The 22600-nt window shown below is 45.8% G+C and carries 24 protein-coding genes; all 24 read right to left on the reverse strand.

Translation table 11 applies throughout. The features are described 5' to 3' along the window. Positions 1–2 precede the first annotated feature (2 nt). Positions 3–1136: a polysaccharide pyruvyl transferase CsaB gene (gene csaB, locus MHI32_RS28565; RefSeq protein ID WP_076279125.1), complete on the reverse strand. Its 1134-nt coding sequence runs from the start codon at positions 1134–1136 to the stop codon at positions 3–5. Then, positions 1112–3148 (reverse strand): DUF5693 family protein, encoded by a 2037-nt coding sequence (locus MHI32_RS28570; protein WP_076219972.1) that lies wholly within the window; start codon positions 3146–3148, stop codon positions 1112–1114. Before MHI32_RS28570 ends, csaB begins: the two co-directional genes overlap by 25 nt. Before the next feature lie 128 nt (positions 3149–3276). Then, on the reverse strand, positions 3277–4998 hold the full coding sequence (locus MHI32_RS28575) for a phospho-sugar mutase (RefSeq protein ID WP_076219973.1): 1722 nt from the start codon (positions 4996–4998) through the stop codon (positions 3277–3279). A gap of 42 nt (positions 4999–5040) precedes the next feature. Continuing rightward, complete coding sequence (fabZ, locus tag MHI32_RS28580; RefSeq protein WP_036681536.1) at positions 5041–5463, reverse strand: 3-hydroxyacyl-ACP dehydratase FabZ; 423 nt, start codon at positions 5461–5463, stop codon at positions 5041–5043. Between the two features lie 263 nt (positions 5464–5726). Further along, the gene (locus MHI32_RS28585) at positions 5727–5951 is read right to left on the reverse strand and encodes a DNA-directed RNA polymerase subunit beta (protein WP_036681538.1); all 225 of its coding nucleotides are present in this window, start codon (positions 5949–5951) and stop codon (positions 5727–5729) included. Positions 5952–5961: 10 nt separating this feature from the next. Next, a complete protein-coding gene (locus MHI32_RS28590; RefSeq protein WP_076099680.1) occupies positions 5962–6783 on the reverse strand; it encodes a flagellar hook-basal body protein in 822 nt (273 codons plus the stop codon). A gap of 51 nt (positions 6784–6834) precedes the next feature. Further along, the gene (locus MHI32_RS28595) at positions 6835–7713 is read right to left on the reverse strand and encodes a flagellar hook-basal body protein (protein ID WP_038573634.1); all 879 of its coding nucleotides are present in this window, start codon (positions 7711–7713) and stop codon (positions 6835–6837) included. 47 nt (positions 7714–7760) lie between these two features. After that, on the reverse strand, positions 7761–8759 hold the full coding sequence (locus tag MHI32_RS28600; RefSeq protein ID WP_036681546.1) for a rod shape-determining protein: 999 nt from the start codon (positions 8757–8759) through the stop codon (positions 7761–7763). 129 nt (positions 8760–8888) lie between these two features. Beyond that, positions 8889–9176 (reverse strand): sporulation transcriptional regulator SpoIIID, encoded by a 288-nt coding sequence (spoIIID, locus tag MHI32_RS28605; protein ID WP_036681548.1) that lies wholly within the window; start codon positions 9174–9176, stop codon positions 8889–8891. 272 nt (positions 9177–9448) lie between these two features. Further along, positions 9449–10192, reverse strand: a complete 744-nt coding sequence (locus MHI32_RS28610) for a M23 family metallopeptidase (protein ID WP_076123922.1) — start codon at positions 10190–10192, stop codon at positions 9449–9451. A 61-nt stretch (positions 10193–10253) separates the two neighbouring features. Further along, positions 10254–11396: a stage II sporulation protein D gene (gene spoIID / locus MHI32_RS28615; protein ID WP_076182075.1), complete on the reverse strand. Its 1143-nt coding sequence runs from the start codon at positions 11394–11396 to the stop codon at positions 10254–10256. Between the two features lie 216 nt (positions 11397–11612). Beyond that, positions 11613–12989 (reverse strand): UDP-N-acetylglucosamine 1-carboxyvinyltransferase, encoded by a 1377-nt coding sequence (murA, locus tag MHI32_RS28620; protein ID WP_076123926.1) that lies wholly within the window; start codon positions 12987–12989, stop codon positions 11613–11615. 199 nt (positions 12990–13188) lie between these two features. Next, a complete protein-coding gene (locus MHI32_RS28625; RefSeq protein ID WP_036681556.1) occupies positions 13189–13446 on the reverse strand; it encodes a DUF1146 family protein in 258 nt (85 codons plus the stop codon). 195 nt (positions 13447–13641) lie between these two features. Then, complete coding sequence (locus MHI32_RS28630; RefSeq protein WP_036681559.1) at positions 13642–14058, reverse strand: F0F1 ATP synthase subunit epsilon; 417 nt, start codon at positions 14056–14058, stop codon at positions 13642–13644. Positions 14059–14160: 102 nt separating this feature from the next. Beyond that, a complete protein-coding gene (gene atpD / locus MHI32_RS28635) occupies positions 14161–15561 on the reverse strand; it encodes a F0F1 ATP synthase subunit beta (protein ID WP_340011509.1) in 1401 nt (466 codons plus the stop codon). Positions 15562–15799: 238 nt separating this feature from the next. After that, the gene (gene atpG, locus MHI32_RS28640; protein WP_036681564.1) at positions 15800–16669 is read right to left on the reverse strand and encodes an ATP synthase F1 subunit gamma; all 870 of its coding nucleotides are present in this window, start codon (positions 16667–16669) and stop codon (positions 15800–15802) included. A gap of 191 nt (positions 16670–16860) precedes the next feature. Further along, a complete protein-coding gene (atpA, locus tag MHI32_RS28645) occupies positions 16861–18372 on the reverse strand; it encodes a F0F1 ATP synthase subunit alpha (RefSeq protein WP_036681566.1) in 1512 nt (503 codons plus the stop codon). Between the two features lie 11 nt (positions 18373–18383). After that, positions 18384–18935, reverse strand: coding sequence for a F0F1 ATP synthase subunit delta (locus MHI32_RS28650; protein ID WP_076123928.1), 552 nt, complete (start codon positions 18933–18935; stop codon positions 18384–18386). After that, a complete protein-coding gene (gene atpF, locus MHI32_RS28655; RefSeq protein WP_076123930.1) occupies positions 18932–19420 on the reverse strand; it encodes a F0F1 ATP synthase subunit B in 489 nt (162 codons plus the stop codon). The genes MHI32_RS28650 and atpF overlap by 4 nt, the downstream gene beginning before the upstream one ends. A gap of 97 nt (positions 19421–19517) precedes the next feature. Further along, positions 19518–19730 (reverse strand): F0F1 ATP synthase subunit C, encoded by a 213-nt coding sequence (gene atpE, locus MHI32_RS28660; RefSeq protein WP_036681574.1) that lies wholly within the window; start codon positions 19728–19730, stop codon positions 19518–19520. Between the two features lie 105 nt (positions 19731–19835). After that, positions 19836–20603, reverse strand: coding sequence for a F0F1 ATP synthase subunit A (gene atpB, locus MHI32_RS28665; RefSeq protein ID WP_036681575.1), 768 nt, complete (start codon positions 20601–20603; stop codon positions 19836–19838). A gap of 29 nt (positions 20604–20632) precedes the next feature. Then, complete coding sequence (locus tag MHI32_RS28670) at positions 20633–21010, reverse strand: ATP synthase subunit I (RefSeq protein ID WP_036681578.1); 378 nt, start codon at positions 21008–21010, stop codon at positions 20633–20635. Next, a complete protein-coding gene (locus tag MHI32_RS28675; RefSeq protein ID WP_036681579.1) occupies positions 21003–21236 on the reverse strand; it encodes an AtpZ/AtpI family protein in 234 nt (77 codons plus the stop codon). The genes MHI32_RS28670 and MHI32_RS28675 overlap by 8 nt, the downstream gene beginning before the upstream one ends. A gap of 178 nt (positions 21237–21414) precedes the next feature. After that, on the reverse strand, positions 21415–22575 hold the full coding sequence (gene wecB, locus MHI32_RS28680) for a UDP-N-acetylglucosamine 2-epimerase (non-hydrolyzing) (RefSeq protein ID WP_076123932.1): 1161 nt from the start codon (positions 22573–22575) through the stop codon (positions 21415–21417). Between the last annotated feature and the right edge of the window lie 25 nt (positions 22576–22600).

A 22600-nucleotide genomic window follows, 5' to 3' on the forward strand; every position in this document is an offset into this window, starting at 1 on the left:
GATCATCCTTTATGGTGGAAATATTCTACGATTTGCCGTGCTGGAGCCCCTGCTTCTTGAATCAACGAGGAGAGGATCGTCTCCCTCTCATTTCTCCATCCCTCTGCTGTTTCCAAAAGATGGCCTATCTCAGCAGCAACTTGTCCAGCATCTAATGATTGGGTCGTGCCCACAGGCTGACACCGAACTCTGTCTAGAAAATGATCAATTTTCGGATCATAAGAGATACCAATCAGCGGAACTCGCCGCCCTGCGGCATAAATCAGGCTATGAAGACGCATTCCGATCAGCACTTCACATTGCCCTACTTCCCGCAGCATGTGTTGCGGATGACTGGCATCTTCACAAATACTGACCTGCCCCCCATGCTGGCTTATATTTTCTTCCAGCTTCTCCATCACATAACGTGAGGCTTCAATATCAGATGGAAGATGAAACGGAAGGAATCTTAAATGCAATGGTTTTTCAAGATTCGCCTTAATCAAGCCTTGAGCAAGAGCGTCCAGCTCCTTGCGATCTTGTTCCCAATAACGTACCGAAATACCTACTACCGGAAGTGAATCTGAAGACTCTGGTAATTCAGCAGCATCAGTCTCTTCAGGTAAAGATAAGCCCATCACCGGGTCAGGAACAACCTCTATGTTCTTCTGTTCTAATCCCATAGAAAGTAAAAGCTCGCGGGATTGTTCATCCCGCACAGAGATATAAGTACATTTGCGAAACACTGATTTGATTAATGGGTGGAAAAGCTTACGATTCACAGGTCCGATACCTTGAGCATAAATAAAGGTCGGTTTACCCATCCACTGCGCAAGCTTAATAATACCTAAATAGTAAGGAATACTCTTGCTTCCTGTTACATCTTGCAGCAAGCTGCCTCCACCGCTAATCAGACCAGAACTCTCATAAATAGCTTGACGGACTTCAACCAGCTTCATCCGGTGCACAGATTTCACTCCATATGTGGCGCTAGTCCACTCAGGATCGATGGACAAGACAATGGGTTCGATCTCTATACCTGCAGCTTGAGCATGTTGTTGCAGTGCAATCAATATAGATTGCAGTACCGCCTCATCCCCGCTGTTATGGAAACCGTAATAACCGGAAATAACTATCTTTTTAGGAGTGGCGACCATCGTTTCCAACACCCTTCTGCAATTTGCCATACGATTACGGCAATCACACCAATAATCAGTCCTAATCCAAGACCGAGCAAGCCACGAATGAGCGAGATCAGAACTGGCGAGTGAATATGAGCAAAGGTATCTACCATCGAGAGCTGACCGATTACAGCAATAATCATGATAAACGCTGCATTCCGATATCTAAAGGCCAAGAATGCGCCAAGAATTAATAACGGATGCGCTAGCAAAAACTCTTTATTACGCGGTCGAACGCCAACCGTATTTTCCAAGAATGTACGTAAAACCATTTCCAACGGACTCACACTGCCACCGTTACCTGTACGGGTCATGTAATAATAGCCAACAACCGCCAAAACAAAGGCAATGATAATCATCGCAAATGTGATTGGTGTCCGCAGTAGCTTACCTGTCTTGTTAAAGACAAAATCCCCACGATACAAAAGCACGTAAAGTGCCACAAGACCGATAGGCGCCATATGAAGCAGACTGACACCACGGAACTGGTTGAGAACCAGGCTATAAGTTACATTATTAAGCAGTGCTATCATAAACGGCACAGCGCTCAAAGAGATCAGTGAAGTCTTAAAATAAAGCACTAAGCTATGTGTAAACCGGCGTTGCGGGCTCATAGCCTTATAGGTAAGGGGATTGCTCCGTAGAGGTGGCCCCATTTCATTAACCTTACGAATGGCAAGCACAACGGCAAGCGTTGGTGCACTTATCGCAGCGGCAAGCGCGAGCGCTTGTTCAAACATTTCAGGCTTCACTAGCATCAGGCCTGCACTTCCAATCAGACCTAACACCCAGGCAGCAAGCGTGAGCTGTGGAATGAAGTAAGAGACCAGCAGAGCCACTAAAGACACTGCTCCAACCACCGCAACTAGCTTAAAGTAACGTTGATAAGAGGAATCTACAACCTCAAATGCCGTAGCTTGTCCCAGTTTAAATCCATTGTCTTTAATCTGCTCAACTGCTCCGCCTGGTTCGCTTAGGCTGGTAATAAGGTTATCTAATGTATCTGTAACCTGTGCCTTAGCAGTATTTCTTGCAGGAATCGTGTTTAAGTAGATCATGCGGATATTCCGATCCTTTGTTGCCAGAGCGAAACGGTCCGAAATTACTTTTGGATCTAAGGCAGAATCTCCCTCACTAAGGGAATATAAACGTGTCACATTATAATCCAGCAAATAAGCGAGCCTGTTAAAGCCCTTTTGCTGTTTTTTAATATTCTCAATTGCTGCAATCCCCATTCCACGTTCCTTAAGGAGATTAGCAAAGTCAGTGATACTGCCAGTATCGGCATCATCATTAAACCCTTTAACAGACTCACCTTCAAATAGAATCCGTTTAACACCCAATTCCTCATAACGATCCAACAGCTTCTTTACCGTGGCTTCATTATAAGTCAGAGAATCCACAAGACGAGGTACAATACTGAATCCCTTGTTATGCAGCATGTCCAGTGTAAATGGATCGGGCTGCAGCGGCTTCAATGTAGCGTCTTCTAGCGGGGTCTCGATGATAAGCCCCTGCTGTCCGCGGAAACTCCAGTCTCTTGAATTAATCCCAAGATTACTAAATGCTTCTTTAATTACAGGCGCTAAAGTATCGCTGTAATCAGCACTGGTAAACAGAATATAGGTATAGTTTTCATTTTCAGGTATGATCGTGTCCGTAAGATTAGCTATATCAGCCGCACCCCATATCATTAGACGACGCGCCTTACGGTAATCTTCCAATGTGCTTTCGTAAATCGCCATGCTCTGTACACCAGCGTCTTTAAGGCGATCTAACTGTTCGGAAATATAATCTTGTGGATTTGCACGATAGCTGGCTACATCAACCAGATCACGATAATCAAATACAAATTCTACTGTCTTGGAAGACTTCTCCGTCTGCAGTCGATCATAGACCACAGGCAAGGCTGCTATAACGCCAACCACAACTATGATCCACAGCCACTTTCGGGAAGTAATATTCCAACGTTGCCATTTTTGCCGCACCAAAAGTACCTCCTCTTTCGCTTTAAAAACTCTTTTAACAAAAGTAGAAACGGATCGTCATCCTTTTAGAGACGGTACCCGTTTCTACGTAAAATATAATTCACAATATAGAAAGCACTCTATATTTATTATTGTCCCCCGTCAACGCGAGCCATAACCTGTTTCGACAGTGCAGCAACCTTATCCTTAGCATTCTGCAGGGAGTCACCCACTACTGCAAAATAAACTTTAATCTTAGGCTCTGTGCCGGAAGGGCGCAGGCAGAACCAAGATCCGTCAGCCAGCAAATACTTCAGTACATTTTCCTTCGGCAGTCCATTTAAGCCCAGGGAATAATCCTGAATTTCTGTTACGGCAGATCCAGCAATTTCTTGTGGTGCATTAGAACGCCAATCATTCATGATTCCTTGAATTTGCGCAACGCCATCTTTGCCTTTCAGCGTACGGGACTCCAAGCTTTCCAAGAAGTATCCGAACTGCTTGTACAATTCCTGAAGAACATCATATAATGTTTTGCCTTGAGCTTTATAATAAGCACCCGCTTCAGCGATAAGCATAGCAGCAAGAACAGCATCCTTATCACGAGCATAATTGCCTGCAAGATAACCATAGCTTTCTTCATATCCGAAAAGATATGTGTATTCTCCGGATTGTTCGAACTGGGTCATCTTTTCTCCAATATATTTGAAGCCAGTCAGCGTATTAAATACAGTTGCACCATAATGAGAAGCTACAGCAGCCCCCATTTCGCTAGTAACGATAGTCTTTACAACCGCACCATTGCTAGGCAGCTTTCCTTGTTCCTGCAAACGACTCAAATAGTAATGAATCATCAGTGCTCCGGATTGATTGCCGGACAGAACAACAAATTTACCTTCATTGTCGCGAACTACCGCACCCATACGGTCTGCATCAGGATCTGTACCAATCAAAAGGTCAGCATTCAACTCTTCGCCCAGCTTCATAGCCAGCGTAAAAGCTTCACGCTCCTCCGGGTTCGGCGATTTCACTGTAGAGAATTCAGAATCCGGCTGTTCTTGCTCAGGTACAACATGTACCTGGGTGAACCCGATTTTCTCAAGTACACGGCGGACTGGCAAATTACCTGTACCATGCAGCGGAGTGTATACGATTTTGAAGTCTTTTCCAAGCGTAGAGGCAATCTCTTCACTTGCAAGACTGACCGCAGCAACAGTATCGGTAAACGCTTCGTCATCCTTCTCTCCTAGCCAGTGCAACAGCCCTTGAGCTTCAGCTTCTTCTTGCGAAATCCGCTTTACACCATCAAAAGTGTCAACCTCTAGTATGTAAGAAATGACCTTTTCGGCTTCGTGTGGTACAAGCTGTCCGCCTTCCGAATTATAGACCTTATAACCATTGTATTCAGGAGGGTTATGGCTCGCGGTGATTACAATACCACCTGTTGCTTTCAAATAACGCACGCTGAATGATAGCTGTGGTGTTGATCGAAGGGAGGTAAACAAATGCGCCTCGATGCCATTAGCAGCCAGTACAAGAGCAGCCTCAAGTGTGAATTCAGGCGAGAAGCGACGAGAGTCATGCGCGATAACAACCGAAGGTCTGCCTTCTCCAGTATGCTTTTCTAGAATATAATTAGCGAAGCCTTGTGTAGCTCTGCCAACAGTATAACGATTGATACGATTGCTGCCCGCACCAATAACCCCACGCAAGCCGCCTGTACCAAACTCTAAGTCTCTGTAAAAACGCTCTTCAAGCTCCTGTGGCTCATTCTCCAGAGCGCGAAGCTCTGCCTTTGTAGCCTCGTCAACAGAAGGGTCCTGCAACCAGCGGGATAATGTGTCTGCCGCTTTCGCACTTAATTGAGTCATATGAATCTCTCCTTTAGATATATTTATAGAAAAATAAAATATTTAGCTCAGAGCAAACATAATTTCTCCAGAGGCTACAACCTTACCTTCAACGGAAGCAGTAGCTTGTCCTTTTCCGATGCTGCCCTTAAGGCGGGTGATCTCTACTTCAAGAGTAAGTGTATCGCCCGGTACCACTTGACCACGGAAACGGAATCCGTCCAGCCCAGCTAAAAAACCGATTCGGCCGCGATTAGCTTCTACTCCCAGGATAGCAACCGCACCCACTTGTGCAAGGGCTTCTGTAATCAGTACACCCGGCATTACCGGATAGCCCGGAAAGTGACCTACAAAGAACGGTTCATTGATCGTTACATTTTTGATTCCTACAGCTTTTTTGCCCATTTCAATCTCGATAATTTTGTCCACCAGCAGAAATGGAGGCCGATGGGGGATGATTTCTTGAATTTGGTTGATATCCAGCATTATGACAAAACTCCTTTCGGATGTTGCACATTTTCTTTTATTCTTTGCCGAAATGCATAAAATTAGGCAGGTTCGGTAAAAACTATATTTATCCTTCACCAACTGCAGAAGTGGAGGTTGAGATAAGGGGCTTTCTCCACCGGATGCGGCAGCATGGCGGAGAGGGCCCTTTTTGCTGCCCGAGGCCCCCCACCATTATACATTTTTCAGCATAAAAAAGAAAACTCCCTTATATAACAAGGGAGTGGTTAAATCATCTTCATTTATGGAGCAAAAACCAAATCATATACATGTCTCCACGTACTCCACTGCAGAGCATCGCTTAACTCTTTCTTACCCAGGACAACGTAACCGACGGCCAGGCCGCCTCCAAGTGCAGCTACGAGAAGCAAGGGAATAAGAACCCATTGTATCATGGTCCATTTGGAGATCCCTCGTGGAGAGGGTTCTTTCTTCTCTTCCGATTTAACTTTTTCCTGTCGATCCATTCCTTCACCTCTACGCGCGCATGTTATTGGCTAGACCAAACATCTGATCACTGGACGAAAGTGCCCGAGCTACGAGTTGATACGTGCGTTGAATCTGCATCATTTCTGTCATTTCTGAGGTCATATCGACATTCGACTGCTCCAGCCATCCTGAGCGCACTCCAATTCCAGATGCCTCGCCTGCCGCTCTTTGTACAAAAGCCTGCTGTGCTGTAACCCCATCTGCAAGCATATAGAAATTCCCGTCGACAGCCTTTAAGGCATTCTGTGTCTTAGGTTCTACTATCATTATAGTACCCGCTACCTGAACAGGTCCATTCTCCGTCTTTTTTGTTAACACACGACCAGATTCATCGATAGCAGCATTCACACCTACAGGAACCGTTAGAGGTTTGCCCTCTGTATTTAAAACCGAGTTTCCTGTGTTATCAACCAATACCATCTTTTTAGCATCAGTCGTGTCAGGAATAAAGTGAAAATCACCCTGACGTGTATACGCTGTAGTACCATTGACCTGAACACCAAAAAGCCCGTTGCCCTGAATGGCTAAGTCGGTCGGACTCCCTGTTTCTTTAAGGGGTCCCTCTTCCCAATTCGTTGAGATCGAAGGCACATAAGTCCCAAAACCCATATTAAAGCCTAGGGGTGTAGAACGGCCCGGTTGGTCATAATCATCTGATTGCTGTTGTACACGAGTCAGCACGTCCTCAAAAGAGCCCTGCTTGCTCTTATAACCATTGGTATCCATGTTGGCTAGATTATCCGCTATAATATCAAGCCGCTGCTGAAGGCTCGACATGGAGACTGCTGCACTAATCGTTGAGTTGTTCATAGATCAAACCTCCTATAAGCTCTACCTGTAAAGCTCATTCCTAAGCACTGCCTATACCCTGCCAACTTCACTTACAGCCTTCTGCAAGCTGCCATCATAATATTGAACAATCTTCTGGTTCGCTTCATAAGCCCGATAGGCGGCATTCAAATCCACAGTAACCTGAGTAGGATCTACATTGGAGCTTTCCAGGTAACCTTGGCGTACTTGCATGTTATCTGTTCCGTTAGAGAAACGGATATCTGCCGCCTCTACATCATCAGCGTGAAATACACCATTACCGTCACGTACAAGCTCCTGTGGCTTTGTTACTACACTCACACCAAGCTTGGTCCCTGTCGGAAGTCCTGTTACTGGATTAAGCAAATTACCCTGCCCGTCCACTTTAAGGGTGTCCTGATTTCCTGTCAAGACAAGGGGCTTGCCTGTGGAATCAAGAACCTTGAAGCCACCACTGCTCAGTACCTCTCCTGTAGCCGCGTTTATTGAGAAGCTCCCATTTCGCGTATACAGATTATTCCCTTCAGCATCCTGTACAGTAAAGAAGGCCTGTGGACGATAAACAACCTCACCCTCAGGGCTTACATATTTGCCTGAACCATCAAAGGAGATATTTTGACCTGTCACTGGATCAGCTACTTGCAAATCCGTAGATAAAGCAAAATCCATGGTCTTGCCGCTCTCCCTTAAATCACCCTGTAAATATTGGGATATCGATTGTTCTGCAAAAACCCCAGTGTTAAGGCGCCCCACTGGCTTTGTATTGCCATTACTCATAGCAGAGATCAGTACATCCGGAAAAGCATGATTGACACTGTCAACCTGCTTGTACCCCGTTGTATTCAAGTTAGCGATGTTCTGTGTTGCCGTATCATGTCTACGCTGCTGTGTAACCATACCTGCAGCGGCTGTATATAATCCTCTTATCATGAAGGTAGTCCCCTTCCGAATCTTTTGCTACCTTTTATATCGGCTGCTTAGAACTTTTTCTTAACGACCTTGTCCAAATTATCTAGCATTATTCCGGTTCCCTTAACTACACAATGCATCGGGTCTTCCGCTATCCACACCGGAACATGTAATTCTTCTGAGAGGAGCTCGTCCAATCCATTAAGTAAAGCGCCACCACCAGTTAGAACAACACCCCGGTCAATAATATCTGCGGATAGCTCAGGCGGTGTACGTTCCAGAACGGACTTAGCAGCTGCCACAATAGAAGAAACCGGATCCCATAGTGCTTCTTTTACCTCGCCTGAAGTAATAGTGAGCGTCTGAGGGAGTCCACTTACCATATCACGACCACGAATATCCATTTCAGCCTGCATCAGGCCTGGACGCACGGTGCCAATTGTAACCTTAATATCCTCTGCCGTACGTTCACCGATTAACAGCTTATACTTTTGTTTAATATATCTTAAAATGGCCTCATCGAACTTGTCTCCTGCGACTTTAATCGAAGAAGCGGTAACGACGTCGCCCATAGAAAGTACGGCTACATCCGTCGTTCCGCCACCGATATCGACGACCATGTTCCCACTAGGCTGATAAATATCCATTCCCGCTCCGATTGCAGCGGCTTTTGGCTCTTCCTCCATAAAAACTTCCTTAGCCCCGCTCCGCTCTGCCGCTTCCCGTATGGACTTCTGTTCCACAGATGTAATATTTGTAGGGGCGCAAATCAGAATACGGGGCCGTGCGTACCAGGACCGGCCGCCAACGCGGTCGATAAAATACTTGAGCATCATTTCTGTGATTTCAAAATCTGCAATGACACCATCCCGGAGAGGACGGATTGTTATAATATTTCCAGGTGTACGTCCAACCATGCGACGTGCCTGTTCTCCCACCGCAAGGACTCTCTTCGTATCACTTTCAAGTGTGACCACGGAAGGTTCATCCAGAACGACTCCCCTTCCCTTAACATGTATGAGCACATTGGCCGTGCCGAGGTCGATTCCGATATCCTTGCTAAACATAATGAAAGAGCCCCCAAAGTGTTATTTTAATTGAAAAAACAGCAGTTAGTACTAAATTTAAAAATACCATACTTTAGGGGAAGTACACAATGTATTAAAGCTGAATATTTCCTTAAATTTCCGAAAATCTCATGGCTTTGATGCTACAGCAACCTCACGTTTTTTCCCCGTCGATTTTTTATATTTGATTTTTGTGGCTTCTCCCCCCCGAAGATGTCGGATGGACTTGTGATATTCGAGAATGTGCTTCACCTGATCGGCCAGATCAGGGTTGATCTCTGGCAGACGCTCAGTTAAATCTTTATGCACCGTGCTCTTTGAAACGCCAAATTCCTTGGCTATGGTCCGGACCGTATGCCTGGTTTCCACGATGCAGCGTCCGATTTTGATCGTACGTTCCTTGATGTAATCGTGCACGCTCCCGCCTCCCAACTGTGGATAGTTTGGTACATTATATGAGGGGCGGGCTTATATATTCGCGCTTTCAAGACATGACAAGCTATGGAGGGCTCATTTTATTTAATGGACAACCTAATAACCCGTGTTATTAGCATGATGAAAAGCCGTCGTTCTTCCTTTAGAACAACAACCGTTTCCCGCGTAAACAAAAGGCTCATCACAAACACAACCTTAAAAATCCTTATATACACAAAAAAATAGGGGGCTTTCGCCCCCTGCTATAGAAATTTTTATCGCTGTGGCAGTAAATCCGATGGATTGACTACTTTGCCATCTTCGTACACTTCAAAGTGTACATGATTTCCAAGGTCCTTTTCGATCTCACTGCGACCAGCTGTGGCAAGAGTATCTCCTTGCTTCACTACATCGCCTTGTTTAACTTTTGTTTCACCAAGACTTTGGTATACAGTCTTCAAATTACCTTGATGGGTAATTTCAATCACTTTACCTAATACCGCAACATCTTCCACTCTGGTCACTTCACCGCTGAGCGCTGCTTTAACATCGAACGTATTGTTGTCTTCACGGGCAATATCGATTCCGACATTAGGAATAAATTTGTCGTTATATTGCACCATAGCGGCAACGTGATTGTCCTCTGTACCATTCTCATCATAATACGGCTTAACTACTTCTACTTCACCTGGATTAGCTACTGGCCAAGTCATACTTTCCGTTGAAGCAACAACTTCAAGTGCATCTGGACCTCCGGTTGTTGTACCAGCTTCGTTAGCGGAAGTTCCTACTTGCTGCGAAGTGGCGGCGGTGTCCTGGTTGAGCGGCTTCTGGCCGGCATCCTGATAGACCCACACCAAGGTTAGTATAATTGCCGCTGCCGCCGTGTAGACTGCTGGGAATACCCAACGTTTAGATACCAGTCTGTTCCATGAAGAAGGTTTTGCGCCAGGTAAATCTCCCTGAGTTTTTTTGAGAGATTCATCTTGGTTTGTTTTGTTTTTGTCTTGTTCATTCATATGGTTATCACCTCAGTAACCAGTGTTACCGGGGTTTTCTCTTTTATACGTATCTTTCAAGTTATTTTTTCAGAAGAGTTGAGATTTGTGTAAATGAGATACCACTATAATAGTGTTTGAGAATTTGGGTAGCAGTTCCACCCTCTTTAGCCATCCCATTTGCCCCCCACTGGCTCATCCCTACTCCATGCCCATTTCCGAAGGTCGTGATTAAGATCTTATTTCCCTTACGACTCCAACTGAATTGGCTGGATCGTAGGCCCAGCTTCTCTCTCACTTCACGTCCAGTAAATATAGAGCCTCCAATTGAGACCTCTTTAATCCGATGTCCAGTGGTAAGAGACAACACTTCCATAGGTAATCTCGAAGATGATGAAATCTTAGTTGTAGTTCCTGAATTGGTAGTTTCTTTGGAGGCTGGAATGACTTTATCGTTTAGACCCAATCTAGTAAGTATTTCAGCAACAGTAAAGGTGTTAGTCACTGCATAGTTTGGGGTAATCTCTTTCTCCCAAGGACTCGTCACGCTGCGCAGATAGGGAATCGCTGCATTCCAATACTCTTCTGAGTTCTCAGTATATCCTCCACTGGAGGCGAAAAAGGAGGCCGTTATCGGCTGCCCTTTATAAGTCATGATCACTCCGCGCGTCTCAAGGACCGCGCGCTGCAGCTTTGCGAGGTCGGCGCTTCTTCCGCCGAGCTTCCATTGCCGTTCCAGCGTGTCCTTAGATATGTAAGCCTGATGGCTTACCGTATCGGTTACATCCGCCTCCGGAACGGGTACGCCGCTTCTGTCGCCAGCCACCAGGCGGCGCATGATAAAGGTGCGGGCAGCTACGGCCTGCGCTTTGAGCGCTTCAAGCTCAAAGTCGGCCGGCATCTCGGCCGCAAGCACGCCGCGGACGTAGTCCTCCAGCGGCAATGTCTCTATTTGTCCGCTGTGTGACAAATAGACAGAGACGTCCGGCTGCGGCGCTTCCTGCGCAGCCGTCTCCGGCGCCGCCGGAGGGGCCGTGACTGCTGGCACGGCCACAGGCGCCGGTTGTCCCCGGTGTAGCGGGACAACCGCCAGCGGAATCAGCAGCGCCGCCAGGAAAGGCGCTGCGAGCCAGGCGACGGGGATGAGTCGCCTGCGCCGGGGAGCAAGGGGACGCGAGTGCCAGCGCGTTGTCTTGTTTCTTCGCAAGTAGCGGAAATCTTTCATCTCTATGGCTCCTTCCGTGAATCACTGGTGATTCTTATAGATATGAATTTGCAGCAACTGCTAGAACACAATTTGAGAGAAATAGAGTTCCTGTCCTCAATCTATTACTAGACCACAGGCTATTAAATTGCATACAAAAAAATCCCCATCAAATGAGGATTCCATAAAAAAAGACCAAGCTGCAAACTGCAGCCTGGTCTCTCCTAATGATTGATATTATACCCAAGTTGGTTGAACCTGAAAGCGTGGTTTAACCTCTTCGTTTTTAGTCGATTCACTCTTGGATACTTCCGGTTTAAGAACTTCATCCTTCACGGTTTGCGCTGAAGTATCTTCCATGGAGATGCGCCAAATTTCCGCACCCAGTCCGGACAGTTTCTCAGCCAAATGAACATACCCGCGGTCAATATGATGAGTTCCGCTTACTTCAGTAGTGCCTTCAGCAACCAGACCTGCCAAAATAAGCGCAGCTCCCGCACGCAGATCCGTAGCACAAACCTTAGCTCCGACCAATTGTGCATTACCTGTAACGATCGCCGAGCGACCTTCGATTTTAATCTCAGCGTTCATGTTGTGGAATTCATCCACATGCATAAACCGGTTCTCAAATACGGTTTCTGTAACGACACTAGTACCTTCAGAACGCAGCAATAATGCCATCATTTGCGACTGCATATCCGTAGGAAAACCTGGATACGGCAAAGTCTTCAAATCAACAGCTTTGAGAGGCTTGTCACTGATTACACGAATACCGTTCTCGTCAGGAATAATGGTTACACCCATTTCTTCCATCTTAGCAATAACAGGACCTAAGTGATCTGCAATTGCGCCTTCCACATATACATCGCCACCGGTAATTGCTGCAGCCGCCATGTACGTACCTGCTTCGATACGGTCAGGGATTACATGATGTTTGACCCCATGCAGACGTTCTACCCCTTCAATACGGATAACGCCTGTTCCCGCACCGCGTACGATTGCGCCCATACCATTCAAGTAATTGGCCAGGTCGACAATCTCAGGCTCCTTAGCCGCATTCTCGATAACGGTCACGCCTTCGGCTAATGTAGCTGCCATCATTATATTTTCGGTCGCACCTACGCTTGCTACATCCAAATACACTTTGGCACCGCGCAGGCGTCCGTTGCTTTTCGCTTCAATGTAGCCCTGGCCGAGACTAATCTCCGCACCCAGTGCTTCAAACCCTTTCAAATGCTGATCAATCGGTCGTGTACCAATGGCACAGCCGCCTGGCAGGGAAATTCTTGTCTGACCAAGTCTAGATAACAGTGGGCCCATGACTAAAAAAGACGCCCGCATTTTTCGAACCCATTCATAAGGTGCTTCACAGGATGTGATATTTGTAGCATCCACCTGGATAATATCGTTCTGATATGTAACCCCTGCACCCAGAGATTCCAGCATTTTTGATATCGTCATCACATCATCAAGCGGAGGTGCGTCTACAATGACGCTTACTCCTTCTTCTGCCAATAGAGAGGCGGCTATGATCGGTAATACGGAATTTTTTGCGCCGCTAACTTTCACGCTCCCGGTCAATCTGTTGCCACCGCGGACGATAAATTTGCTCATTTTCGGTTTCCCTCCGCGTCCATTATTTCTTAAATTATTTTTTTAGATTAAAGTAATTGCAAAAAAGTTCTCTACTCCATCAATACGCCCATTTACTCGGGCATGTTCCTTAAAGTTCAGTGTTGACATAATAAAACCTTATTATTCGACACCTTTTGACCACTGCGACCTAAGACACTTATAACCAAACTACATCCCCTTAAAACATATATCGGATCATCCCACTCCAGCTCAGGTAATCCAGGAAGAACCCCGCTACAAAACGACCAAGTACAATGGCCAACAGCAAGTGCAGCAGCCTTCCCTGAGGACTCTTGGGATATCTTATGACCAAATCGAGCTTAAGGTTCTGCAATGCCCACCAAGATAATACAACACTGAGCAAAGATACAATCATTGAGACCATACTGCTGGTTCCAACTGCGCTAGACAACCCACCCGACAATATATCCTCCATGCTAACCCTCCGTGTTCGTATTACTCGGAAATCGACTCTTATATCATACTTGTGAAGGGCAAAAGAATCCAGTACTTTTACAAATTTTTAAACAATTCAACGCCATTATCCAAAATAATGAAGAAATTTTAACCTTTTTTCAATAGATTACTATAATAAAAAGCAGTCAAACCCTAAGGCTTGACTGCTTTTATCCTACTGTTGTCCTTTTCCTGTGGACACTTTAATCCGTGTAACAGCGCGTTGCAGCGCCAATTCCGCACGGCGGTGATCGATATCATCTTGTTTGCTCCGAGTCTGGAGACGGCGTTGAGCCCGTTCTCTAGCCGCTTCGGCGCGCTCAACATCGATATCTGTTGGCAGCTCGGCACTTTCAGCCAGCACGGTTACTTTGTCCTTATGCACTTCAACGAACCCGCCATGAACAGCGATGGAGATCGTAACACCGTCCGATTTGACGGATAACGGAGCAACCTGAAGTGGAGTCACAAGCGGAATGTGTCCCGGCAAAATACCCAACTCGCCTTCGACCCCTCTCACAATCAAGCTATTCACTTGCTTGGAGTAAACGAGATGCTCCGGCGTGACAATTTCCAACAAAAAGGTATTCACTTCCATTCCTCCTTAAAGCTTTACATTGTAAAGCTCGCTTCGAAAGCATGCACTAAGCTTTACGAAGTAAAGCTTGCATCGAAAGCATTAGCTAAGCTCAGGTTACATCGATTTCGCTTTTTCTACTGCTTCTTCAATCGTACCTACAAATAGGAAAGCTGCTTCTGGAAGATCATCATGCTTACCATCCAGGATTTCCTTAAAGCTGCGTACAGTTTCTTTGATTGGTACATATTTACCCTTAAAGCCAGTGAACTGTTCAGCCACGTGGAATGGCTGCGACAGGAAGCGTTCAACTTTACGAGCACGAGCTACGATAACCTTATCATCCTCACTCAATTCATCCATACCCAAGATGGCAATGATGTCTTGAAGCTCGGTATAACGTTGCAGCAATTGTTTAACACCTTGTGCCACGTTGTAATGTTCTTCACCAACAATTTCTGGAGCGAGCAAACGCGAGCTGGAAGCCAGTGGGTCAACCGCTGGGAAAATCCCCTTCTCGGAAATTTTACGCTCAAGGTTAGTTGTTGCATCCAAGTGAGCAAACGCTGTAGCCGGAGCAGGGTCAGTGTAGTCATCCGCCGGTACGTAGATTGCTTGAATCGATGTAACTGAACCTTTTTTAGTCGATGTGATACGCTCTTGCAGCTGGCCCATTTCAGTAGCCAGAGTCGGCTGATAACCAACCGCAGATGGCATACGGCCGAGAAGAGCGGACACTTCGGAACCCGCTTGGGTAAAGCGGAATATATTATCGATAAAGAGCAGCGTATCGCGACCTTCCACATCACGGAAATATTCCGCCATGGTCAAACCGGTCAAAGCTACACGAAGACGTGCACCTGGAGGCTCGTTCATTTGTCCGAAGACCATTGCTGTCTTCTTAATAACGCCGGAATCCGTCATTTCGTGATAAAGGTCATTACCTTCACGAGTACGTTCACCGACACCTGCGAATACGGAAATACCACCGTGCTCTTGGGCAATGTTATTAATCAATTCTTGGATTGTTACTGTTTTACCTACGCCGGCACCGCCGAAGAGGCCGACTTTACCACCCTTAGCATAAGGTGCGAGCAAGTCGATAACTTTAATACCTGTTTCCAAGATTTCCGCTTGTGTTGACAATTCGTCAAATTTTGGTGCGAGACGGTGAATCGGGTTCTTTTTCTCAGCAAGAACTTCACCAGCGTTATCAATTGGATTACCAAGTACGTTAAATACACGGCCTAATGTCGCTTCCCCTACAGGAACCGAAATTGGACCTCCTTGATCGATTGCATCCAGTCCACGAACCAGACCATCAGTAGAAGACATCGCGATACAACGTACCAGATTGTCTCCCAAGTGATTGGAAACCTCAAGTGTTAGGTTAAGCTGACGACCATTGTCCAAGACGGTTTCAATTTTGATAGCGTTGAAAATCTCGGGCAACTGGCCGCGTTCAAATTCAATATCGACAACCGGACCCATAATGCTTACAACGCGTCCTTTGTTCATCTTCTTTTCCCTCCTCGAAAGCTGTTACATCAAGAAGAAACGACGTTGTCGTCATATAAAGATGACAACCGTTTCTCGTAGAAATATAAGCATTTTGTATAGTGTAAAACCATACTTTCTTATATTTTAAGAAGAACTTACAGTGCCGTTCTTAAGGAGCTATGCACCCTAAGCAAGCGACACTGTTTCTCGTAAAATACAAGACAAGTTAAGCACTTAGTTTAACTTTTCTTGTATTTTAAGACTGCGCGTTCGCTCCGGCCACGATCTCGGTAATTTCCTGCGTAATTGCCGCCTGACGGGCACGGTTGTACGTAAGGGTAAGTTCTCCGATCATTTTCGACGCGTTCTTCGTTGCACTGCCCATAGCTGTCATTTTCGCACCCAGCTCACTGGCCTTGCCATCCAGAATAGCGCTATAAATCAAAGTTTCAGCGTACTTTGGAAGCAATACTTCTAGCACGCCTTCCGGTGAAGGTTCATATTCGTAGTTTGCAGAAGCTTCATGATGCTCTTGATTCCCTACTCCATCCATAGGCAACAGTCGCTCAACGGTTGGGATCTGGGTGATAGCATTGACGAATTGATTGTAACAAACATACAACTCATCATACGTACCATCTACAAACTGCTGTACTGCCGAATTCGCGATAGACTTGATGTCAGCAAACTTCGGCGCATCCGACAGCTCAGTAACTTCCTGTACAATCGGATATTCACGGCGACGTAGAAAGTCACGGCCCTTACGACCAATAACAAACAATGCGTACTCATCTTTGGACTTATGCTTCTCCGCGATGAGCATTGTCACCTTACGCAAAATATTAGCGTTGTAACCACCTGCAAGCCCTCTATCAGAGGTAACGATTAGATAACCAGTCTTCTTCACAGGGCGGCTAACCAGCATAGGGTGTTGAACACCTTCTGTGCCAGCCGCAATGCTCGATACAACCTCTTTTAGCTTCTCAGCATAAGGACGGGCGGCAATTGCCTTCTCCTGAGCTTTTCTCAGCTTGGATGCGGCTACCATTTCCATCGCTTTTGTGATCTGTCTTGTGTTTTGAACACTCTTAATTTGACGTTTAATATCACGCATGCTTCTTGCCATGATTTCACCACCTTAGAGCTTTGACGGAGTCAAAGCTAACTTCGTAAGCATCATCTTAGCTTTAACGGAGTCAAAGCTAACTTCGTAAGCATTCTCTTAACTTTGACGAAGTCAAAGCTACTTCATAAGCACAGCCTGAGCTTCGGCAGAGCCAAAGCTCACTTAGTAAAATCCGTTAAAGTCTATCTATATTAGCTAGTAGCGAAACCTCTTTTAAAGGTATCAATCGCTGCTTTAAGAGCGGCTTCGTTATCAGCTGTCAAATCTTTTGTATCCCTGATGGATTGAGCTACATCAGCAGCACTGCTATCCATGTAAGCAAGGAATTCCTTTTCAAAACGTTTTACGTCTTTAACTGGAATATCATCCAAATATCCTTTTACAGCTGTGTACAAGCTAAGCACTTGATGCTCAACAGACAACGGCTGATTCACACCTTGTTTCAGAACTTCCATCATACGTGCCCCGCGATTTAGACGGGCGAGTGTAGATTTATCAAGATCTGAGCCGAACTGTGAGAAGGCTTGAAGTTCGCGATATTGGGCAAGATCCAGACGGAGCGAGCCGGCTACCTTCTTCATCGCTTTGATTTGAGCGGAGCCCCCTACACGGGAAACGGAAATACCGACGTTGATTGCCGGACGTTGACCAGAGTAGAACAGATCGGATTCAAGGAAGATTTGACCATCTGTAATCGAGATTACGTTCGTAGGAATGTAAGCTGATACGTCAGATGCCTGTGTTTCGATAAATGGAAGTGCGGTTAATGAACCACCACCGAGCTCATCACTAAGCTTAGCTGCACGCTCCAAAAGACGGGAGTGCAAGTAGAATACGTCACCCGGGAATGCTTCACGACCCGGTGGACGACGAAGCAGCAAGGACAATTCGCGATAAGCCGAAGCTTGTTTCGAAAGGTCATCGTAAATGATCAGTACGTGCTCGCCCTTGTACATGAAGTATTCGCCCATTGCGCAACCTGCGTATGGAGCAATGTACAACAATGGGGACGGCTCGGAAGCCGATGCAGTTACAACGATTGTATATTCCAAAGCGCCATGACGGCGAAGAGTTTCTACAACCTGTGCTACTGTGGATTGCTTTTGACCAATGGCAACATAAATACATTTCATGCCGTTGCCTTTTTGGTTGATAATCGCGTCAATTGCGATTGCAGTCTTACCTGTTTGACGGTCACCAATGATAAGTTCGCGTTGTCCACGACCGATTGGTACCATCGCATCAATGGCTTTAAGACCTGTTTGCATCGGTTCATGTACCGATTTACGATCGATAACACCTGGTGCATTATTTTCTACAGGACGGAATTCAGTTGTAGCAATTGGGCCTTTGCCGTCAAGCGGCATACCAAGTGCGTTAACTACACGACCGAGCAGAGCTTCACCAACAGGAACTTGCATAATTTGTCCTGTACGTTTTACTTGATCGCCTTCACGAATTTCCTTGTACTCACCCAGAATAACAACACCGACGTTGCTTTCTTCCAGATTGAGCGCCATGCCCACTACTCCGTTGGAGAACTCTAGCAATTCGCCAGCCATTGCGTTTTCCAGACCGTAGACACGGGCGATACCGTCGCCGACTTGAATGACGGTGCCGACTTCGGCAACTTCGATATCGGCTTTATATTCCTCAATTTGACTTTTGATCAAAGTGCTGATCTCTTCAGGTCTGATGCCCAATATCCTCACCCCTATCTTCTATGCTTATCATTAAAGGATTTCTCGAGACGCTCCAATTTGTTAGACAGACTGCCGTCATACAGCGTATCGCCGATATAAACTTTCAGTCCTCCCAACAGGCTTGGGTCCACCACATTCGTAATCCGGATTTTACGGTTTACGAGTTGGCCGAATTCTGCAGCTACAGCTGCTTTTTCTTCTTCACTTAAAGAATAAACAGAGTATACCTTAGCATCACCAATGCCAAGAGCGTCTCCTTCAATCTTGATATACGTATCCAGCAGATCGGCAAAAATATCGGTTCTGCCTCGCTCTACTAACAATTCTACAATGTTCATCACGATGGGAGAGAGCTTATCTTGAAGCGCTGTGCGCAGCACTTTCAGCTTGTCGGACTCCGAGATGCGCGGTGCAAGAATAAACCGCTTTATCTCTTGGTCGGAATGTAATAATCCAACCACTGCCTTGAGCTCTTCTTCTACTTCAAGGGTAATCCCTTTCTCTACCGCTGCACTGTACAATGCTCTAGCGTAGCGCTTGGCAACTACCGTATCGCGGCTCATGATTGGCCTCCTACCTCTTTGAGGTATTGGTTCACAAGTTGCTCCTGCTCGCCGTTAGCACTAACTTCTTTCTTAAGAAGTTTAGAAGCAATACGAACAGATGCCGTTCCAATTTCGCTGCGCAACTCTTCCACTGCTTTGTTCTTTTCGTTCTCGATATCGCGCACGGCCTCTTCTTTGACACGTGCTGCATCTGCTTTGGCTTGTGCCAAAGTTTGTTCTACCTGTAGATTGCTTGTGATTTGCGATTGTTGAATAATCTGTTGAGCTTCCTGGCGTGCACTGTTCAGCGCTTGCTTCTGCTCTTCCACATACGCGACCGCTTGTTCTCTAGTCTTCGCAGCTTCGTCCATTTGCTGCATTACCAGCTCACGGCGTTTCTCCATAACTGCAAAAAGTTTGCTGAACGCATACTTGCTAAGCAAGAAATATAAAATCCCAAAGGCGACAATTGAAAATACTATGTTTGTCCAAACAATATCCACTGAGGTCACTCCCTTCCGTTACCGCGTCATGCGGACGTATACAAAAGTAAGGCGCGGATGGCATCGGCCGTCCCCGCCAAACCGTAACTACGGTTTATTAAGTAAACATAATCAGGAATGCGATAACTGTTGCTGCCAACGGAATAACTTCGACGATACCTACACCAATAAACATTGTTGTTTGCAAAGCATTTTTCGCTTCTGGTTGACGAGCGATGGACTCAACTGTTCTACTAACGATCATACCGTTACCAAGACCTGCGCCAAGTGCACCCAATCCAACCGCTATTGCTGCTGCTAAAAATTCCATTTGTAAATATCCTCCTTTAATTTCGGTTCATATTTGTGTTTAATGATATAAGATATCTCCCACGAAGGAAAATCAGACGATAGCCGTTCTCTTCGCAGCAGTTCATTAATGTGCTTCTTCTTCGTGAATCGTCATCTGTGCGATATAAACCATCGTCAGAATCGTAAAGATAAACGCTTGTAGTGCCCCGACGAAAATACTGAAGCCCTGCCATACAGCCAGGAACGGAATACTGAGAATCCCCAGCTTCAAAATGACTGTAATCAGTACTTCTCCGGCGAAAATGTTAGCGAATAGACGAATAGCCAACGCTACAGGTTTTGCCAGGTTTTCGATAATGTTCAGTGGCAAAAAGATTGGAAACGGCTCGATGTAGTGTTTGAAATAATGTTTGCCGTTGAGCTTAATGCCCAGAAAGTTCATCAGTACAAATACTATGATTGCCAATCCTGCAGTGACGTTAATGTCAGCAGTTGGCGACTTGTACCATAAAATTTCTGCATGCTCACCATTCGCCAAGTTCTTAGTTGCTTCAATCACGTGGCCAAACACTGTTACAGGTCCATGCGCCTCAGTTACAACGGAGAAAGGCAATCCAAGTAGATTGGAAACAAAGATAAACAGAATCAATGTCAACCCTAAAGATATGTAAGGTTTTCCTTTCTTCAGATCCATGGCACTGCTTATGACACCCTCTACAAATTCCACAACCCATTCCATGAAGTTCTGAAGCTTGGATGGATTTTCAACGGAAAGCTTACGAACCGAAAGCATAACCAGAACAAACACCACTGTACAACTGATCAGAAGCATCAACACGGCGGATAAATCTATCGGTATTCCCCCGACAAATATTTTCGGCATGTCATGCATAGTATCATCCCCCTTTCTCTTTAATCTGGTTAAAGCTTATTCTTCACACTCAGATATATCCCCGCAGGAATGGCGAGAAGCTGAGGAATGAATACGCCCGAAACAGTTGCTACCAGGGAGAAATGCTCAATCTTGACCGAGAACATGGTGACCAAAATTGCGAAGCTAATCCGTGTAACAAAACCGAGGCTGAAGGCATTCCCTTCGTTGCTCGCAATCGACTGCGTAACCCGTCGAACCTTGACGGCCAGATAACGAAAGTTTACCAATCCCGCCACCAGACCCAGAGTCATGCCCAGTGTAATTGCCCGGGTCTCATGATGAAGCACCCAGCCCATTAAGAGTCCTGCCATAAGGACGAGCGTAACTCTAGTGACGGTATTGATCATGGGAGTCATATTATCCATTCTGCTCCCCCAAAAATTTTTTAATTAACAAGGCGACATTCACAATTCCCAGAATCATTCCAGTTATAGTGCCAATGGCGAGCCAATATTTCGGCCCCTCCATCAGGTCTTTCAGCCATCTTGCCGCAAAAAAACCAATAAGAATGTAAGCGGCAAGCAAAGTGCCTGCACTTCCAATGACAAGCGCGGTCTGTAACAAGCTGTCCTTGCTATTTTGTTCTTTCATGGGCTACAATCCCAACTAATTTTACTGAATTTCCTGAGTCTTTGTCAATTCATTGAACATTGCCTAAAAACCCTTGAAAACATGAAAATAATCACAGCAAAACGTTCCAAAACCATATAAACCGTACAGTTTCACTGTATGTTGATTTTAATCAGATCAGATATTAGTTTAATTGAAATTATTTATTTTTTGTGAACATTCTGTGAAACTCTTCAGGACGTTCCTTATTAACACCAAAATGGTGCAAAATCGCATTGACAATCCGTTGGGAAGCCTTGCCATCTCCATACGGGTTGGCGGCCCGACTCATCGACTGATAGAGCTCATTATCAGTCAAAAGAGCATGTGTCCGTTGATACACCTTCTCCTCGTCCGTGCCCACAAGTTCCAGCGTTCCAGCCTCTATCCCTTCGGGACGCTCCGTTGTATCACGAAGCACAAGAACAGGCACTCCATAAGAAGGAGCTTCCTCTTGCAGACCGCCGGAATCGGTCAATATCAAGTGGGTATGCGGATAAAAATTATGCAGGTCCACGACATCCAGCGGATCAATCAGCTTAATTCTCGGATGTCCTCCCAGTATCTCATGCGCAGGTTCCTTAACGGCAGGACTCGGATGCACAGGGTAAACAATGGCGACATCTTCGAATTCATCAGCGATTCTTTTAATAGCTCGGAAGATATTACGATGCGGTTCACCTTGAGATTCTCTGCGGTGAGCGGTCATCAAAATAAGTCTTTTTCCTGAAGCAAAATCCAAAACAGGATGCCGGTAATCCGGCTGTACGGTATATTGAAACACATCAGTTACGGTGTTGCCTGTGATATAAATACTTGATTCTTTTTTGTTCTCGTGTCTCAGATTGTTAGCTGACAAATCAGTTGGAGCGAAATGCAGATCAGCTAACACACCTGTGAGTTGACGGTTCATTTCTTCAGGATACGGAGACAATTTGTTCCATGTCCTAAGTCCTGCTTCTACGTGCCCAACCTGAATTTGCTGCAGGAAGGAAGCGTAACTAGCTAAAAACGTTGTTAAGGTGTCCCCATGCACCAGCACGAGGTCAGGTTTAACTTCTTTCAGTACAGGTTCCAAACCTTCAAGCACACGAATAGTAATCTCATTCAAGGTCTGACGGTCCTTCATCACGTCCAAATCGTAATCAGGGGTGATATTAAACACTTCCAACACTTGATCGAGCAGTTCTCTATGCTGTGCTGTTACACATACTATTGATTCGATATGCTCAGGATGCTTCTTCAGTTCAAGAACCAGAGGAGCCATCTTGATCGCCTCGGGGCGCACTCCGAAAATAGTCATTACTTTGATTTTGGACATTACCCCTACCCTCTCATCAAATATT

The sequence above is a fragment of the Paenibacillus sp. FSL H7-0690 genome, from assembly GCF_037980415.1.
GTDB classification, from domain to species: Bacteria; Bacillota; Bacilli; order Paenibacillales; family Paenibacillaceae; genus Paenibacillus_AQ; species Paenibacillus_AQ odorifer.

Bases quoted from the DNA above. Each gene is read 5' to 3' on its own strand.
- csaB (WP_076279125.1), bottom strand. From the start codon at position 1,136: ATGGTCGCCACTCCTAAAAAGATAGTTATTTCCGGTTATTACGGTTTC.
- MHI32_RS28575 (WP_076219973.1), bottom strand. From the start codon at position 4,998: ATGACTCAATTAAGTGCGAAAGCGGCAGACACATTATCCCGCTGGTTG.
- fabZ (WP_036681536.1), bottom strand. From the start codon at position 5,463: ATGCTGGATATCAACCAAATTCAAGAAATCATCCCCCATCGGCCTCCA.
- MHI32_RS28585 (WP_036681538.1), bottom strand. From the start codon at position 5,951: ATGGATCGACAGGAAAAAGTTAAATCGGAAGAGAAGAAAGAACCCTCT.
- MHI32_RS28590 (WP_076099680.1), bottom strand. From the start codon at position 6,783: ATGAACAACTCAACGATTAGTGCAGCAGTCTCCATGTCGAGCCTTCAG.
- MHI32_RS28595 (WP_038573634.1), bottom strand. From the start codon at position 7,713: ATGATAAGAGGATTATATACAGCCGCTGCAGGTATGGTTACACAGCAG.
- MHI32_RS28600 (WP_036681546.1), bottom strand. From the start codon at position 8,759: ATGTTTAGCAAGGATATCGGAATCGACCTCGGCACGGCCAATGTGCTC.
- MHI32_RS28610 (WP_076123922.1), bottom strand. From the start codon at position 10,192: ATGAATGAACAAGACAAAAACAAAACAAACCAAGATGAATCTCTCAAA.
- spoIID (WP_076182075.1), bottom strand. From the start codon at position 11,396: ATGAAAGATTTCCGCTACTTGCGAAGAAACAAGACAACGCGCTGGCAC.
- murA (WP_076123926.1), bottom strand. From the start codon at position 12,989: ATGAGCAAATTTATCGTCCGCGGTGGCAACAGATTGACCGGGAGCGTG.
- MHI32_RS28625 (WP_036681556.1), bottom strand. From the start codon at position 13,446: ATGGAGGATATATTGTCGGGTGGGTTGTCTAGCGCAGTTGGAACCAGC.
- atpD (WP_340011509.1), bottom strand. From the start codon at position 15,561: ATGAACAAAGGACGCGTTGTAAGCATTATGGGTCCGGTTGTCGATATT.
- atpG (WP_036681564.1), bottom strand. From the start codon at position 16,669: ATGGCAAGAAGCATGCGTGATATTAAACGTCAAATTAAGAGTGTTCAA.
- MHI32_RS28650 (WP_076123928.1), bottom strand. From the start codon at position 18,935: ATGAGCCGCGATACGGTAGTTGCCAAGCGCTACGCTAGAGCATTGTAC.
- atpE (WP_036681574.1), bottom strand. From the start codon at position 19,730: ATGGAATTTTTAGCAGCAGCAATAGCGGTTGGATTGGGTGCACTTGGC.
- atpB (WP_036681575.1), bottom strand. From the start codon at position 20,603: ATGCATGACATGCCGAAAATATTTGTCGGGGGAATACCGATAGATTTA.
- MHI32_RS28670 (WP_036681578.1), bottom strand. From the start codon at position 21,010: ATGGATAATATGACTCCCATGATCAATACCGTCACTAGAGTTACGCTC.
- MHI32_RS28675 (WP_036681579.1), bottom strand. From the start codon at position 21,236: ATGAAAGAACAAAATAGCAAGGACAGCTTGTTACAGACCGCGCTTGTC.
- wecB (WP_076123932.1), bottom strand. From the start codon at position 22,575: ATGTCCAAAATCAAAGTAATGACTATTTTCGGAGTGCGCCCCGAGGCG.